Consider the following 16,570-nt stretch of genomic DNA (forward strand, 5'->3'; position numbering starts at 1 on the left):
GGCAGCGACGCTACTGCCCGGCCACAATATTCTGAAGTACGCATATCCCGACCGATTGATATGGACGACATATGGATCTGCGGCATCTCCGGTACTTCGTGGCGGTGGCCGAGGAGCGTCACTTCGGTCGCGCGGCCGAGCGGCTGCACATGGCGCAGCCGCCGCTGTCGCAGCAGATCCGCCGCCTGGAGACCGAGCTGGGCGTCGAGCTGCTCCACCGCACCACCCGCCGGGTCGACCTCACCGAGGCGGGCCGGGCCTATCTGGAACGGGCGCGGGCGATCCTCGCCGAGGTCGACGAGGCCGCCCACCATGCGCGCCGGGTCGCCGCCGGTACGGTGGGCCACCTCGCGATCGGCTGCGTGGGCTCGGCGACGTACAGCCTCCTGCCCGCGCTGTCGCGGCGGCTCGCGGAGGAGCTGCCCGGCGTCGACTTCTCCTTCCGCGGCGAGATGCTGGCGCCCGACCAGGCCGAGGCACTGCGCACCGGTGCGATCGACGTGGCGTTGCTGCGTCCCCCGGTGGCCGGCCCGTCCCTGACCGTGCACGCACTGCGCCGGGACCGGCTCGTGGTCGCCGTGCCGGTCGACCATCCGCTCGCCCGCCGCAGACGGCTGCGCGTCGCGGATCTCGCCGGCGCCGATCTGATCGTGCACTCCGCGGACCGGCGGTCGGTGATGTACGGCGTGGTCGTCGGGCTCCTGCGGGACGCGGGCGTCGAGCCGCACGTCCGCCACGAGGTGGGCGAGACGTCGACGCTGGTCACGCTCGTGGCCGGGGGCCTCGGTGTCGCGGTGGTGCCCGAGCCCGTGACCGCGCTGGCGCTCGACGGCGTGGCCTATCTGCCGCTGGCCGGGGCCGACGCGAGGGTGGAGCTGGCCGTGGCCCACCGCGCCGAGCGCGCCGAACCTCATCTGGAGCGCACCGTGGGGATCATCCGGGCGATGTTCTGACCGGGCGCGCGGCCAACGGTCCGGGGTCCGGGCGGCTGCGGCCCGGGCTCCGTGCGCGCCCCTCGCACCTCTTTCGCCCCAGCACCCGTCAACCGGCGGAACGTCCTGTGCGTCATGGTCCGCGACAGCGGCTCCCGGACCACAATGAGCCACCGACGCACAGGGGAAAGGACCCTTCCGTGGCCGACTACTCACTGGCACTGGACGACTCGGAGATCGCGCGCTACCGGCTCATGGCCGACCTGGCCGAGCGGCGGGAACGCGAGCTGTGGACCGCCGCCGGGGTGGTGTCCGGGGCGCGGATCGCGGACGTGGGGTGCGGTCCGGGCGCGCTCTCGGTGCGGCTGGCGGACATCGCCGCCCCCGGGGGCGGCGTCTGGGCCGTGGACCGCGACGCCGGAGCGCTGGCCGTCGCCGCCGCGCTCGCCGAACGCTCCGGCGTTCCCGTGCACACCTCCACCGGCTCCGCCGACGCCACCGCGCTGCCCGGGGGCACCTTCGACGTGGTGATGCTCCGGCACGTCCTCGCCCACAACGGCGGCCGGGAGCGGGCGATCGTGGACCACCTGGCCGAGCTGGCCAGACCCGGCGGCGGCACGGTGTACCTCGTCGACATCGACGCGACCGCCTTCCGGCTGCGGGGCGCGCCCGCCGCGTACGAGGAGATGAGCGAGCGCTACCTCGAACTGCACCGGCGTCAGGGCAACGACCTGGCCGTCGGCACCCGGCTCGACGAACTCCTCACCGCGGCGGGCCTCGACGTCGGCGTCTACGAGGGGCACATCAACGTCATGACGCCGCCGCCCGGTATGCGGGGGCCCGCCTGGGCCGCCCGTGACACCCTGCTCGCCGAGGGCCTGGTCACCCCGGACGACCTCGCCCGCTGGGACGAGGAGTTCCGGGCGGCCGAACGGTCCCTGTCCGGCCTCCGTTTCTTCGGCAACACGTACATCGCCGTGGGGCGACGCGCCTGAACTCGGCGCGGCGGTCCGGCCGCCCGTCGGGGGCTCACTCGAAGGAGCAGCCCGGGTTCGGGGCGTCCTCGGAGAACGGGGAGCCGTGCGGGAGGACGTAGAGGACGCGCAGGACGAGCGGGGTGTCGCCGAGGTTGCGGCCGATGTGGACGTAGTCCGCTCCGGCCGGTTCCCGGATGGTGTCGCCGGGGCGGTAGACGCCGTCGGTCTCGCAGGTGGAGTCGTAGTGGCTGAGGGTGCCCCGCTCGACCACGCCGTACAGCGGCCCGTCGTGGTAGTGCCAGCCGGTGGCCTGGCCGGGCGGGACGGTGACCTCGCGCAGGACGTAGTCCGTGCCGTGGACGGTGACCTGGCTGATCACCCGGCCCGAGACCCCGGGGCCCGCCGGCGTGGCGTGGGCGGTGCCGCCCGTCACGAGGGCGGCGGCGGTCACCGCCCCGGCGACGGCGGTGCGGAACGTGCGGCGCATGGGACCTCCTGCGGGGCGGGTACGACAGCGGTTGCCGCCGTGAACATAGGCCGCCACGGGCGCCGTCGGCGACGGAACCCCGCAGATCCCTCCGTTTCCCGACGGAACTCGACGCGTTCTCGCCGTCAGCCGACGCCCCGGTCGTGCCCGGACCAGTACGGCTCCCGCAGCTTGAACTTCTGGATCTTCCCGGTCGCCGTGCGGGGGATGGCGTCCCGGAACTCGACGCTCGTCGGGGCCTTGAAACCCGCCATCCGCTCCTTGCAGTGGGCGATGATCTCCGCCTCGGTCACCGTCGCGCCCTCGGCGCGGACGACCAGTGCCTTGACCGTCTCGCCCCAGCGGGCGTCCGGCACGCCGATGACCGCGACCTCGGCCACCCCGGGGTGACCGAAGACGGTGTCCTCGACCTCGATGGACGACACGTTCTCGCCGCCGGTGATGATGACGTCCTTCTTGCGGTCCGAGATCGTCAGATGGCCGTCCTCCGGGTCGACGCTCCCGCCGTCGCCCGTGTGGAACCAGCCGTCCTCCAGCACGGCGGCCGTCTCCTCGGGCTTCTCCCAGTACCCGTCGAGGACCACGTTGGACCGTGCCAGCACCTCACCGGAGTCCGCCACCCGCACCCGCACACCGAGCGCCGGCAGCCCCGCCCGCGACAGCTTCCGTGCCCGTTCCTCGCCCCGCAGCGCGTCGTCCGCGGGCCGAGCGCGGTTGAACGTCAGCAGCGGGGAGGTCTCCGTCAGTCCGTAGATCTGGGTGAACTCCCAGCCCAGTTCCTCCTCGACCCGCTGGATCGTGCGGCTGGGCGGCGGCGCTCCCGCGCACACGATCCGCACCCGGTCGCGTCCCGGGACCGGGCCCTCCCAGCCCGCCGCCGCGTCCAGCACCGCGTTCCACACCGCCGGCGCGCCGCACATCAGCGTCACACCGTGCTCGTCCACCCGGCGCAGGATCTCGGCGCCGTCGACCTTGCGCAGCACCACCTGCGCGGCGCCGAGGCCGGCCATCACGAACGGCATGCCCCAGCCGTTGCAGTGGAACATCGGCAGCGTGTGCAGGTACACGTCGCGCTCCCAGGCCCGGGTGTGCAGGCCGAAGGTCAGTGCGTTGACCCAGATGTTGCGGTGCGTGAGCCGGACCCCCTTGGGACGTGCCGTCGTGCCCGAGGTGTAGTTGATCGTCGCGGTGGCGTCCTCGTCCGGCCGTGACCAGCGCCTCGGTTCCACGCCGAAGCGCATCAGCTCCTCGTCCGTCCGCTCCCCCAGAGTGAACCGGTGGGCCACCTCCACCCCGGCGACGGTGTCCTCGACCTCCGGATCGGCGAGCAGCACCGAGGCACCGCTCTGCCGCACCACGTACTCGATCTCCTCCGCCTTCAGCCGGAAGTTGACCGGAACACAGATACGCCCGCTCATCAGTACAGCGAACAGAAGTTCGAGCAGTCGGGCCGAGTTGTGGCTGACCACCGCCACCCGCTCGCCCTCGCCCACTCCCAGGGCGTCCAGCCCCGCCTGCCAGGCCCGCACCCGCTCCCCCAGCCGCCCGTACGTCGAGGGCGGCACCGGCACCGCGGGCTGGTCCGGCTCGTCGATCACCCCCGGACTGTCGGCGAACCCCAGCTCCGCCCTGTCCAGGAAGTCGGCCATCGTCATCGGAACGCGCATCTGTCTCCCACTCCCCTGCATCCGGCCCGGCACCGACCAGGAAACCCCATCCCGCACGGGTGGCGGCAGAGGCCGGCGCCAGGGCGTGTCCCCGGGCCATCACACCCGCGCAGATGTGCACCGGTGATGCTTATGTGAGCATTTGTGGGGAACTCGGGGTGCGCAGCGGTCGTCGGCGGGGCTTCGGCCCGGCGGGCGGCCTCGGGCGACGGACGAGGGAGTGACCGTGACCGTTCGTGTGGGCGTAGAGGAAGAGTTCCATGTTCTGGACGCGGAAAACGGGCGGCTGGTGCCAGGAGCCGGTGCGATTCTCGGCCGGCTGGGCGGACCGGAGTTCAAGGCCGAGCTCCAGCGGTCGGCGGTGGAGTGGAACAGCCCCGTGCACGCCTCGCTGGAGTCCCTGCACACGGACCTGACCGGAGCGCGGCGACGGCTGGCCGCGGCGGCCTCCGGGCTCGGACTGTCCGTCGTCGCGGCCGGGACCGTACCGCTGGCACGGCTCACGCCCGGTGACACGACCCCCGACTTCCGCTACCGGTACATGACCGAGGAGTACCGGCGGGTCGCGGACGAACACCTGGTGTGCAGCGCGCAGGTCCACGTCGACGTACCCGACCGGGACACCGCCGTACGGATCATGTGCGCCGTCTCGCCCTGGCTGCCCCCGCTGCTGGCCCTGACCGCCAGCTCGCCGTTCTGGCTGGGCGCCGACACCGGATACGCGAGCTGGCGCACGATGCTGTGGCAGCGCTGGCCCACCGCCGGGCCGGTCGGCTGCTTCGCCGGGGCCGCCGAGTACGACGCCGCCGTCCAGGGGCTGATCCGCTCCGGCGTGATCAAGGACTCGGGAATGGTGTACTACGACCTCCGGCCGAGCGAGCACCAGCGCACCCTGGAGCTGCGCATCTGCGACGCCAGCCCGCGGCCCGAGACGGTCGTGCTCGTCACCGGACTGTTCCGGGCCCTGGTCGAGGACGCCCGGGGCCTGCTGGAGCGGGAACCGGAACGGGTGTGCGAGGGCGGGCACGAGTGGCTGCGGTCCGCCGTCTGGCGCGCCGCCCGCTCCGGCCTGGAGGGCGACCTGGTCGACCCCGTCACCCGAGGCGCCGCGCCCGCGCCGGCCGTCCTGCGCGGGATGCTCCGCCGGCTGCGGCCGGCCCTGGAGGCAGCCGGCGACTGGGACACCGTGCCCGTCCTCCTGGAGGAGGCCCTGGCCCGGGGCAGCGCGGCGCACCGGCTGCGCCGCGTGGCCGGGGAACGGGGGCTGCCGGCCTGCGTCGGCACGCTGGTCGCCGAGACCCGCGGGGAGCGCGGGCGGCGCCCCGCGGCCAAGGCCGTACGCCGCCCCGTCACGGTGGCCGAAGCGGTTCCTCCCGGGGCCCCGGCGCCGTTCTCGGTGGGGACCCTCGGCGGCTGAACCCCTGAGCGGTCATGCAGGAAGGCAGGCACCCGCCGTCGCCCTCGATGACACACCCCGGAGCGGGGAAACCGGACGGAAAGGCCGTCCTCCGCCCGTGGTGCGGTGCCGCCCGCGATCAAGGAGAGTGGCTCGCATGCCCAGCAGCAATACCGACACGCACGCGAATCCGAGCGGCTCGTACGCGCTCGTGGGTCCGCCCCCGAGCGCGGCCGGCGGCCGGCCCCTGCGAGGGGGTGCGGCCTGATGTGCGGCCTGAGCGGAGAGATCCGCTTCGACGGCGGACGGCCCGATCTGGCGGCCGTGGAGCGCATGACCGACCGTCTCGCTCCGCGAGGACCGGACGGCAGGGGCCTGTGGTCCCAGGGCCCCGCCGCGCTGGGGCACCGTCGGCTGAAGATCATCGATCTGTCGGAGCACGGCGCCCAGCCGATGGCCGACCCCGAGGCGCAGATCGCCGGTGTCTTCAACGGCTGTGTGTACAACTACCGGGAACTGCGCGCGGAACTGCGCGGTCTCGGCCACCGCTTCTTCTCCGGTTCCGACACCGAGGTGGTGCTCAAGGCCTACCAGCAGTGGGGAACCGACTGCGTCGACCGCTTCTACGGCATGTTCGCCTTCGTCATCGTCGAACTGAACACCGGGCGTGTGGTGCTGGCACGTGACCGGCTGGGCATCAAGCCGCTGTACCTGGCCGAGGCGCCGGGGCGGCTGCGGTTCGCCTCCTCGCTGCCGGCCCTCCTGGCGGGCGGCGGTGTCGACACCTCGCTCGACCCGGTCGCGCTGCACCAGTACATGAGCTGGCACGCCACCGTCGCCGCGCCCCGCACCGTCCTCACCGGCGTACGCAGGCTGCCCGCCGCCACCGTGCGGGTCGTCGAGCCGGACGGCAGCCACCGCGACCACTGCTACTGGCGGCCCTCCTACACCCGCCGCCCCGAGCACGCGGGGATGGACGCGGACGACTGGCGGGACGCCGTCCTGGACGCGCTGCGCACGGCCGTACGCCGGCGGATGGTCGCCGACGTGCCCGTGGGCGTCCTGCTGTCGGGCGGTCTCGACTCCAGTCTGATCGTGGCCCTGCTGGCCGACGAGGGGCAGCGCGATCTCGCGACGTTCAGCGTGGGGTTCGAGTCCGAGGGCGGCGAGAGCGGGGACGAGTTCCCCTACTCCGACCTGGTCGCCCGGCACTTCGGCACGGACCACCACCAGCTGATGGTTCCCTCGGACCGGGTGTCGACGGCGCTGGACGCGGCGATCGAGGCGATGAGCGAGCCGATGGTCAGCCATGACGTGGTGGCCTTCCATCTGCTGTCGGAGCAGGTGGCGAAGGAGGTCAAGGTCGTCCAGAGCGGCCAGGGCGCCGACGAGGTCTTCGCGGGCTACCACTGGTACCCGGACATGGCCGCCGTCGCACGGGAGCGGGCGCACGAGGCGTACGCCGAGACGTACTTCGACCGCTCGCACACCGATCTCGCCGGGATCCTGCAGCCCGGTCTGCTGCCCGGCCACGACGTGTCCGGCCGCTTCGTGACGGAACACATGGCCCGGCCGGGTGCCGAGACCGCGCTCGACGCGGCACTGCGGCTCGACGCCGAGGTGATGCTCGTCGACGACCCCGTCAAGCGGGTGGACAACATGACCATGGACTGGGGGCTGGAGGCCCGCGTCCCCTTCCTCGACCACGAGCTGGTGGAACTGGCTGCCGCCTGCCCGCCGGAGCTGAAACTCGCGGACGGCGGCAAGGGCGTCCTGCGGGCCGCGGGCCGCAGGGTCCTGCCGTCCGCGGTCGTCGACCAGCCCAAGGGCTACTTCCCCGTGCCCGCCGTCAAGCACATGGCAGGACCCGTGCTGAGCCGGGTCCGCGAGGCCATGACGGCACCCGAGGCGAGGTCACGGGGCGTCTTCCGGGACGCGTACGTGGAACGGCTGCTGGCGGCGCCGGACGAGCACCGCACCCGGCGCGGGGCGAACCAGTTGTGGCAGGTGGCTCTGCTGGAGATATGGCTGCAGACGCACGGAATCAGCTGACCGGCGTGCGGGAGACCCAGGACCGATACCCCGCGACGGACGCCGTGGCGCGTCCGCTGCCGGGCACCCCTTCCCGCGCCCCCTCCCGTGCTTCCGCCGGCGAGGACACCGTCGACGGCGTGCCGTGGCGGGTCGAGGAGCACGGCACGTCCTCGGCCGTCGGGGCGAGGGCCGCGCCCCCGACGACGTCCGCCACGGTTCCGGCGCCGTCGCAGGTCCCGCTGCCCGACAACGCCGGCCCGCTGGACACGCCGCAGCCGCTGCGGTCCCACGGCTGCTGGTATCCGTCGGTGGACCCGAGCGGCACGCACGTCGCCTTCATCTGCGACCGCGGGGGCGTGCCGCAGCTGTGGAGCGGCCCGGTCGGCGGACACGAGGTCCATCTGCTGGACTCCGATCCCCACCCCGTCAAGGAGGTGGCCTGGTCGCCCGACGGCCGCTGGATCGCCTACACCACCGCGCCGGGCGGCGGCGAGCACACCCGCGTGCTGTGCGTACGCCCGGACGGCACCGGGCGCCACATCCTGGCCGGCGCCGAGCCCGGCAGTTCCGCGTATCTGGGCTGCTGGCAGCACGACGGCTCGGCCGTGGCCGTCACGGTCGCCGAGCCGGTGCCCGCGCCGGGCGAGGGCGAGGCCGAGGAGTGGCCGGCCCTCACGGAGCCCGGCCTCGCCGACCCCCGGACGTACACGGCCCGCCGCCCGCCGGGGTGGGCCGCCCGGGACGGCCGGGCGGTGCTGCTGGGCGGCCCGCACCACGGCGACGCCGGCCCCGCCCACACCGTGGACGCGCCGGCGGGGGAGGCCGGCGGGGCCGCCCACGGCCCGGCGAACCCGTCCGGGCCCGGACCGTCGCCCGGGCCGTCGCCCGGATCGGACACGGCCTCCGCCGACGCTGCCGGCGGCGGGCTGGCCGCCTATCTCGTCGATCCCCTGGGCGTGGCGGCCCCCGCCCTGCTGGCGGTCGAGCGCGGCGCCGCCACCCTGCGCGTGTGCGACATCAGCCGGGACGGAAGGCTGGCCCTGGTGCGCCGGGGACCGCGCGGCCGCCGCGAGGCCCTCGTCGTCCGCACCACCGATCTGCGGGCCGTCTTCGCCCTCCCCGTCGCCGACGGGGACCCTTGGATCGGCCGGTTCTCCCCGGACGGCGGCACGCTGTGGCTGCGCAGCGACGCGTCCCGCGAGTTCGCGGCGCTGTTCGCCGTCCGCCTGGGCCCCGGCGGGAAACGGCTCGGGCTGTCCGTCGCCGCGGAGCGCGAGGACTGCGGACTGGAACTGCTGGCCTTCGGGCACGACGGGCGTACCGCGGCACTGTCCTGGAACGTGCGCGGGGCCAGTGAGCTGGAGGTCACCGCCGTCACGGCGACGGACGGCGAGGACGCCCGGACGGGGCCGCGGCAGACGGTGGCGCTGCCGCACGAGGTGGTGACCCGTATCCCGCGGGTCGGCGGCGACGCGGGGCTGGTGCTGGCCCTGTCCGGCTCGCAGCGCCGGCCGGGCGTGTGGTGGTTCGCCGACGGCACGGCGCGGCGCACGCCGTGGTCGTCCCGCGACGAGGACGCCGTGCCGCCCGGCCGGCCCCCCGTGCGTCCCGTTGCGCTGCGGCTGGCGGCGCGCGACGGGCTGCCGCTGAACGGCTGGTACTACCGGGCGCCGGGCCGGGGTTCCGGGGTGCCGGCGCCCTGCGTCCTGCATCTGCACGGCGGCCCGGAGGAACAGGAGCGCCCGGTCTTCAACCCGCTCTACCACGAACTGCTGGGCCGGGGTGTGGACGTCTTCGCGCCTGACGTTCGCGGCTCGTCGGGGCACGGCCGGTCGTTCGTCGACGCCGACCTCGGTACCGGCAGGTTCGCCGCGATCGAGGACGTCGCCGACTGCGCGGCCCACGTCGTCCTGAGCGGCCTCGCCGACCCGCGACGGCTGGCCGTCATGGGGCGCTCGTACGGCGGCTACCTGGTGATGGCCTGCCTGGTGTGGCACCCGGACCTCTTCCGTACCGGTGTCGCGGCCTGCGGCATGTCCGACTTCGCGACCTTCTACGCCGGCACCGAGCCGTGGATCGCGGAGTCGGCCGCGCACAAGTACGGCCATCCGGAACACGACCGTGCACTGCTGCGCGCGCTGTCCCCGATGACCCGGGTCGACGCGCTGCGGGTTCCCGTCCTCACCGTCCACGGGGAGCACGACACCAACGTGCCGCTCGGCGAGTCCGAGCAGTTCGTCCGCGCGGCCCGCGAACGCGGTCTGGAGGCCGAACTGCTGATGCTCCGCGACGAGGGCCACGACTTCCTGCGCGCGGACAGCCGCCGGCTCTTCCGCCGGACCGCCGCCGACTGGATCCAGCGGCACATCGCGGAGTGACAGCGGCGTTGCGGCGCAAGGGCTCGTGGCCGGTGTACGCGGGCCACCGGACCGGATACCCGCACGAGGTACGGGCGCCACGGGCCGTCCCCGTCGCCCGGGAGGGAGGTGGCGCATGCGCGGGCCTGGGCGGACGGTGAGTGCCGTGCGCGCACGCGACCGGCGTCTGACCGCTCGGCTGATCGCCTGGGGGCCGGACCGGCTGCGGCGGGCGGGGGCCGGTGTGGAGGAGGCGGCCGAGCACACCAAGCTGTGGTGGGCGGCCGCCGTGACGATGGCCGCCGCCAGGGGCCGACGGGGCCGCAGGGCCGCTGCCGCCGGGGTGGCCGCGACGGCAGCGGCCGAGGTGCTTCCAACAGGGTCCGTCCGGGCACACCACCGCGGCGGTCGCGTTCTTCGTAGCGGTCGCACCGGCCCGGCCGGCCGTCGGTGCCGCCTGCGGGGCGGTCGCGGTGCCCGTGGGGGCTCGGCGGCTGCGGAGCGGGGCGCACTGCCCGGCCGGCGTGGCCGTGGGAGCCGCGATCGGGCCGGCCGGGGCGGCACTGGGCCCGGGCCGCCCCGGGACTGCTGCCGCGCGCCCTGTTCCGACACGGTCGGTGCCGCCCCTGCCCGGCGGGCGGCCGTGTGCACTCCCGTGCTCAGGGGTACCCGGCGGGCCGGGCGTCGTACGCATCGTCCCGGGCGCGGAGGAAGCGCCCCTCCACGGAAGAAGCGTGTGTCATGACCACTCCTGATCCTCGCCCACGACGCGTCCCGGGGGCCGAGCCGGGCGGCGGTGTGCCACCCGGCGAGACCCCTCCCGCCGAAGGGGGCACCCACGGCATCTCGCACCCTGAGCCGCCCGAGCTGCGCAGCAAGGGGTGGGGACCGATGCCGATCGTCCTGATCCTGGTCGTGGCCGCCCTGATCGCGGCCGGGCTCATCGGCACGGCGGTGACCCTGATCGTCTGAAGTCTCCTCCGGGGCGGGCCGGCGTCACCCGATCGGCCCTGTGCCGCCGCTCACATCCGCGCCGCCTCTTCCGGCGATTTACTAGGACGTCCTAGTATCTCTACAGCAGAGTTCCAGCGCCCCGTCCGGGAAGGCCCCCATGAGCGACCTGCACCAGCCCGTGCACCCCGTCCGTCTGGTCACGGCTTCGGCCCTGTTCGACGGGCACGACGCGTCGATCAACATCATGCGGCGGATCTTCCAGTCCCAGGGCGCCGAGGTGATCCATCTCGGACACAACCGCTCCGTCCGGGAGGTCGTGGACGCGGCGCTGGAGGAGGACGCCCACGGTGTGGCGGTCTCGTCCTACCAGGGCGGACACGTGGAGTACTTCGAGTACCTGGTGGAGTCGCTGCGCGAGCAGGGAGCCGACCACGTCCGCGTGGTGGGCGGTGGCGGCGGTGTCATCGTGCCCGAGGAGATCACCCGGCTGCGCGCGAGCGGGGTGACCATCTTCTCCCCGGAGGACGGCCAGCGGATGGGGCTGGCCGGCATGGTCAACTCGGTCGTGCGGGACTGCGACTTCGATCTGTGGGACGGCAAGCCGGCCGATGTCGCCGGCGTCCTCGCCGGAGACCGGTTCGCGATCGCCCGTATGGTCACCGGGGCGGAACTCGGGAAGCTGCCGGCGGAGTTCCTGGCCCAGCTGCGGGCGGCCGCCTCGGCCCGGGTGACCCCGGTGCTGGGCATCACCGGCACCGGCGGCTCGGGCAAGTCCTCGCTGACCGACGAACTCGTGCGCCGGTTCCGCGTCGACCAGCAGGACAAGCTGCGGATCGCGGTGATCGCCGTGGACCCGACCCGTCGCCGGGGCGGTGGCGCCCTGCTCGGCGACCGGATCCGGATGAACTCCCTGGACGGCGCCCGGATCTTCTTCCGCAGCCTGGCCACCCGCGGCAGCCGCGAGCTGCCCGAGCACCTGTCCGACGTGATCGACGTGGTCAAGGCCGCCGGGTTCGACCTGGTGATCGTGGAGACGCCGGGCATCGGCCAGGGCGACGCGGCGATCGTGCCGTTCGTCGACACCTCGCTGTACGTGATGACGCCGGAGTTCGGGGCCGCCTCGCAGCTGGAGAAGATCGACATGCTCGACTTCGCCGACGTCGTGGCGATCAACAAGTTCGAGCGCCGCGGCGCCAAGGACGCGCTGCGTGACGTGGGCCGCCAACTGGTCCGCAACCGCGAGGCGTTCGGCAAGCGCCCCGAGGACATGCCGGTGTACGGCACCTCCGCGGCCACCTTCAACGACGACGGGGTCACCGCGCTCTACCAGCACCTCAAGGGCTCCTTGGCCGACCGGGGCCTGCCGCTGTCCGCGGGCACCCTGCCCCAGGTCGACTCCCGGCACTCCTCCGGCATCCGCCAGGTCGTGCCCGCCGACCGCGTGCGCTACCTCGCCGAGATCACCGACGCGGTCCGTGCCTACCACGCCGAGACCGTCCGCCTCGCCGAGGCCGCACGACGGGTGCAGCGCCTGGACCTGGTCAGGGGCGAGCTTCTCGACGCCGGGCTCGGCGCGGACGACGTGGCCGCGCTGCTGGAGGACGCCCGCCGACGCCTCCCGCACGAACTCGGCGAGCAGATCGCGAACTGGCCCGCCGTGGTCGCCTCCTACTCGGGCGACGAGCAGGTCGTGAGGGTCCGGGACAAGGAGATCCGCACCCGGCTGACCCGCGAGTCGCTGTCCGGCAACAGGATCCCCCGCGTCGCCCTGCCCCGGTTCACCGACCACGGGGAACTCGTCGGTTTCTGGCGCCGGGAGAACCTGCCCGGCCACTTCCCCTTCACCGCCGGGGTGTTCCCCTTCAAGCGCGACGGCGAGGACCCGGCCCGTATGTTCGCCGGCGAGGGCGATCCGTTCCGTACCAACCGGCGCTTCAAGCTGCTCTCCGAGGGCCAGCCGGCCACCCGGCTGTCGACCGCGTTCGACTCGGTCACCCTGTACGGCCGCGACCCGGACGAGCGTCCCGACGTGTACGGCAAGGTCGGCACCTCCGGGGTGTCGGTCGCCACGCTGGCGGACATGAAGGCGCTCTACGACGGCTTCGACCTGGTCGCGCCCACGACCTCGGTCTCCATGACGATCAACGGGCCCGCGCCGACCGTCCTGGCGTTCTTCCTCAACACCGTCATCGACCAGCAGACCGACCGGTTCCGCACCGCCGAGGGCCGTGACCCCTCGCCCGAGGAGGCGGCCGAACTGACCGCGTACGCGCTGGCGAACGTCCGCGGCACGGTCCAGGCCGACATCCTCAAGGAGGACCAGGGCCAGAACACCTGTCTGTTCTCCACCGAGTTCTCCCTGCGGATGATGGCCGACATCCAGGAGTGGTTCATCGCGCACCAGGTCCGCAACTTCTACTCGGTGTCCATCTCCGGCTACCACATCGCCGAAGCCGGGGCGAACCCCATCAGCCAGCTCGCCTTCACGCTGGCCAACGGCTTCACCTATGTCGAGGCGTACCTCGCCCGCGGCATGCGCGTCGACGACTTCGCCCCGAACCTGTCGTTCTTCTTCTCCAACGGCATGGACCCCGAGTACACGGTCCTCGGCCGGGTCGCCCGCCGTATCTGGGCCGTCGCCATGAAGGAGAAGTACGGCGCGGGCGAACGCTCGCAGAAGCTCAAGTACCACGTCCAGACCTCCGGCCGCTCCCTGCACGCCCAGGAGATGGACTTCAACGACATCCGCACCACCCTCCAGGCCCTCATCGCGATCTACGACAACTGCAACAGCCTGCACACCAACGCCTACGACGAGGCGGTCACCACCCCCACGGAGGAGTCCGTACGGCGCGCCCTGGCCATCCAGTTGATCATCAACCGGGAGTGGGGCCTGGCCATGAACGAGAACCCCCTGCAGGGGTCGTTCATCGTCGACGAACTCACCGACCTGGTCGAGGAGGCGGTCCTCCAGGAGTTCGAGCGGATCAGCGAACGCGGTGGTGTGCTCGGCGCGATGGAGACCGGCTACCAGCGCGGCCGTATCCAGGACGAGTCGATGCTCTACGAGCAGCGCAAGCACGACGGCACCCTGCCCCTCATCGGCGTCAACACCTTCCGCAACCCCCACGCGGACACCGCCGAGCCCGCCGTCATCGAGCTGGCCCGCGCCACCGAGACGGAGAAGCGGTCCCAGCTGGACCGCGTACGGGACCACCAGGCCCGCCACCGGGACCCGGCCCACGCGGCCCTGACCGCGCTCAAGGACGCGGCGGTGAGCGGCCGGAACGTCTTCGCCGTCCTCATGGAGGCCGCCCGGGTCTGCTCGCTCCAGCAGATCACCGAGGCGTTCTTCGAGGTCGGCGGCCAGTACCGCCGCAACGTCTGACATCGGCTCCGGCGGCCCCGCCGCGCCCGTCCCGGTCGGGAGGGCGCGGCGGGGCTGCCGTGTGCTCTCAACTCGGCCGGGAGACAAGGTGGTTGACCGGGCGAACCGGCTGATAGCGTGACAGCGGGCCCGCCGCGCGCCGGGGGGGCCGACCATCGCGAGAGAGAAGTTTCCGTGAGCAAGAGGCTGGCCGACGGTCCCCTGCGGGCCCTGCTCGTCGCCTACACCCCCGACGGCACCTGGCTGCGCGAACTGCGGCTGCCCGTCCCGCCCTTCCCCGGGCTGGGCATCCGTCTGGACACCTACGACGTCGTGAACGTCGACAGCGTCCTCGTCGGCGACGACGGCCGCTGGGACATCGACGTGACCTGCCTGGTGTCCGTGGACGGAGGCGTGCCCTTCACCGAGGAGCGCTGGGAGGAACTGGGCTTCGAGTCGGGCGTCTACGTCTGAGCCCTCCTCACCGCCGCCCCACGCCGCTCCCCCTACCCGCGGCTACATGGGGGTCGTTCCCCCATGTGCCGACCGGGTCCGCCTGACACGGTGAACACCGGTTCGCCGCACCCCCGGTGGGGCGGCCGGGACGGTTCGGGCGAGTGAGAGGGAACCCATGGGCAGTAAAGCGTTACTCCGGGTCGTGGTGGTGGCGGCGATGGCCGGTTCCGCGGTGACCTTGACCGGAGGGACCGCGAGTGCGGCCACCGGTGTGTTCAAGAGCGGGACCAATGTGGTGGTGAACGCGGCGGCGGGACGCGCGAACAACATCACGGTCAGCCTGTCCGGCAGCAACGTCGTCATCCAGGACACCTCCGACACCCTGACCGCCGGTGTCGGCTGCTCGGTCCAGGGCAACGGCTCGGTGGCCTGCCCGGTGAACCTGAACAGCGACACGGTCGTGGTCAACGCCGGTGACGGCAACGACATCATCACCAAGACCGGCAACGTCCGCGGAGACCTGCGGGGCGAGTCCGGCAACGACGTCGTCAACGGCGGCCCCAGCCCCGGCAGCAACATCCTCAACGGCGGCCCGGGCAACGACACCCTGAACGGCGGGGTCACCTTCGACCTCCTCATCGGCGGCACGGGCGCCGACCGGCTCAGCGGCGGGGGCGGCACCAGCGACATCGCCAGCTACCTGGAGAGCACCTCCGGCGTCGTGGTGGACATCGACAACGCGGCCGACGACGGCATCGGCGGCGAGGGCGACAACGTCCTCACGGACGTCGAGATCGTCTACGGCAGCCAGTTCGGCGACACGCTCACCGGGGGCACGGCGGGCGACATTCTGTCCGGCTTCGGGGGCAACGACCTGCTGGTGGGCGGATCGGGCAACGACACCCTGGTCGGCGGCGCCGGCGCCGACAGCCACAGCGGGGGCGCGGGCAACGACACCCTCGACGCCGTGGACGGCGTGTTCGGGAACGACTCCCTCAACGGGGGCACCAACACCGACACCTGCACCGCCGACACGAGCGACACCAAGAGCGCCTGCGAGGCGTGAGACTCCGCGACGGGCCGGACCGCGAGGCCGCGGTCCGGCCCGTCGTCGGCAACGTGCACAATCTAGCCAGGACGTGCAACTGCCGACGGCTGAAACTCGTCCCTTGCTCCCGAGCCGACACGGTCGCGGGAGACCAGGCACACCCACGAGGGGGACGCGTCATGATCCGTACACCGAGGAACAGCCGCCGCAGACCGGGCGCCGTCAGGGCGGCCGTGCTGGGGGTGTGCGCCGCGGGGGCGCTGAGCCTCGCCGGATGCTCGGGGGACGGCACCGCGGCGGACGCCGCGGGCGACGCGAAGGCGACCGCCACGGCGACGAGCGGCACCAAGGAGAAGAGCGGGGCCAAGGCCGACACCACGGCCGACAAGCCCGACGCGAAGGCGTCCGAGGGCCCGGGCGGCGCGGACAAGGCCCCCGCGGACCCTCCGGCCGCCTCCAAGTCCCCTGCCTCCGCAGCCACCCCGCCGGCCGGCGGCGACGGCGGGACCGACGACTGCGACCACAAGATGCCGATCTCCCCGGACGAGATCGCGGTCTACCGCTACACCCCGGAGGGGGGCTTCCTCAGTCTGATCGTCAAGCACGGCAACTGGGGCTGCGGCACCCCCGATTCGGACGGAGCGCCGTTCGAGACCGTCGGCAAGGAGACCTTCATCCCGCTGGACCAGGCCGCCGACATCACCGTGACCAACCCCGTCGTGGAGAGCACGGAGAACCAGCCCATCGGAGTCCAGGAGTTCCTGGACTGGCTGGAGGCCCACCCGGACTCCGGCCTGGTGTTCACCTACCACCTCGGCGCCGACGGCTCCATCGACCGCCTCGACGAGGTCTTCACCCCCTGACGCCCGCGGCGGCGGCCACCCTGGGCTGCCAC

The 16,570-nt window shown here is 73.1% G+C and carries 13 protein-coding genes; 11 read left to right on the forward strand and 2 right to left on the reverse strand.

Features of this window, described 5'->3' with window-relative positions; genetic code table 11:
- Nucleotides 1–71: 71 nt before the first annotated feature.
- Together SCAB_RS03090 and SCAB_RS03095 are read left to right on the forward strand one after the other, a co-directional pair.
- Nucleotides 72–953, forward strand: a complete 882-nt coding sequence (locus SCAB_RS03090) for a LysR substrate-binding domain-containing protein (RefSeq protein ID WP_012998592.1) — start codon at nt 72–74, stop codon at nt 951–953.
- Between the two features lie 179 nt (nt 954–1,132).
- On the forward strand, nt 1,133–1,927 hold the full coding sequence (locus tag SCAB_RS03095; protein WP_012998593.1) for a methyltransferase domain-containing protein: 795 nt from the start codon (nt 1,133–1,135) through the stop codon (nt 1,925–1,927).
- Between the two features lie 34 nt (nt 1,928–1,961).
- Here the strand turns inward: SCAB_RS03095 and SCAB_RS03100 are convergent, their stop codons facing one another.
- Both SCAB_RS03100 and SCAB_RS03105 read right to left on the reverse strand, forming a co-directional pair.
- Nucleotides 1,962–2,396, reverse strand: coding sequence for a cupin domain-containing protein (locus SCAB_RS03100; RefSeq protein ID WP_012998594.1), 435 nt, complete (start codon nt 2,394–2,396; stop codon nt 1,962–1,964).
- A 125-nt stretch (nt 2,397–2,521) separates the two neighbouring features.
- The gene (locus SCAB_RS03105) at nt 2,522–4,063 is read right to left on the reverse strand and encodes an AMP-binding protein (RefSeq protein WP_037728988.1); all 1,542 of its coding nucleotides are present in this window, start codon (nt 4,061–4,063) and stop codon (nt 2,522–2,524) included.
- Between the two features lie 226 nt (nt 4,064–4,289).
- On the opposite strand from SCAB_RS03105, the gene SCAB_RS03110 reads away from it, so the two are divergent.
- From SCAB_RS03110 to SCAB_RS03145, 9 genes are all read left to right on the forward strand, one after another.
- Nucleotides 4,290–5,480, forward strand: coding sequence for a carboxylate-amine ligase (locus tag SCAB_RS03110; protein WP_041670352.1), 1,191 nt, complete (start codon nt 4,290–4,292; stop codon nt 5,478–5,480).
- A gap of 246 nt (nt 5,481–5,726) precedes the next feature.
- Entirely contained in the window at nt 5,727–7,511 is a 1,785-nt protein-coding gene (locus tag SCAB_RS03115; protein ID WP_012998597.1) for an N-acetylglutaminylglutamine amidotransferase, read from the forward strand.
- Entirely contained in the window at nt 7,484–9,871 is a 2,388-nt protein-coding gene (locus SCAB_RS03120) for a S9 family peptidase (protein ID WP_041668858.1), read from the forward strand. The genes SCAB_RS03115 and SCAB_RS03120 overlap by 28 nt, the downstream gene beginning before the upstream one ends.
- A 311-nt stretch (nt 9,872–10,182) precedes the next feature.
- Nucleotides 10,183–10,605 carry a phosphatase PAP2 family protein gene (locus tag SCAB_RS49345; RefSeq protein ID WP_148274254.1) on the forward strand — a complete coding sequence of 141 codons (423 nt, stop codon included), beginning with the start codon at nt 10,183–10,185 and terminating at the stop codon, nt 10,603–10,605.
- Entirely contained in the window at nt 10,592–10,822 is a 231-nt protein-coding gene (locus SCAB_RS03125) for a DUF6480 family protein (protein WP_012998599.1), read from the forward strand. Before SCAB_RS49345 ends, SCAB_RS03125 begins: the two co-directional genes overlap by 14 nt.
- A 139-nt stretch (nt 10,823–10,961) precedes the next feature.
- Nucleotides 10,962–14,192 carry a fused isobutyryl-CoA mutase/GTPase IcmF gene (gene icmF / locus SCAB_RS03130; RefSeq protein ID WP_012998600.1) on the forward strand — a complete coding sequence of 1,077 codons (3,231 nt, stop codon included), beginning with the start codon at nt 10,962–10,964 and terminating at the stop codon, nt 14,190–14,192.
- Between the two features lie 174 nt (nt 14,193–14,366).
- On the forward strand, nt 14,367–14,645 hold the full coding sequence (locus SCAB_RS03135) for a hypothetical protein (RefSeq protein WP_012998601.1): 279 nt from the start codon (nt 14,367–14,369) through the stop codon (nt 14,643–14,645).
- Between the two features lie 157 nt (nt 14,646–14,802).
- A complete protein-coding gene (locus tag SCAB_RS03140; RefSeq protein WP_041668860.1) occupies nt 14,803–15,693 on the forward strand; it encodes a calcium-binding protein in 891 nt (296 codons plus the stop codon).
- A 161-nt stretch (nt 15,694–15,854) separates the two neighbouring features.
- On the forward strand, nt 15,855–16,538 hold the full coding sequence (locus SCAB_RS03145; protein WP_012998603.1) for a hypothetical protein: 684 nt from the start codon (nt 15,855–15,857) through the stop codon (nt 16,536–16,538).
- The last annotated feature ends 32 nt before the right edge of the window (nt 16,539–16,570 follow it).

Source organism: Streptomyces scabiei 87.22, from assembly GCF_000091305.1.
In the GTDB taxonomy this organism is placed as follows: domain Bacteria; phylum Actinomycetota; class Actinomycetes; order Streptomycetales; family Streptomycetaceae; genus Streptomyces; species Streptomyces scabiei.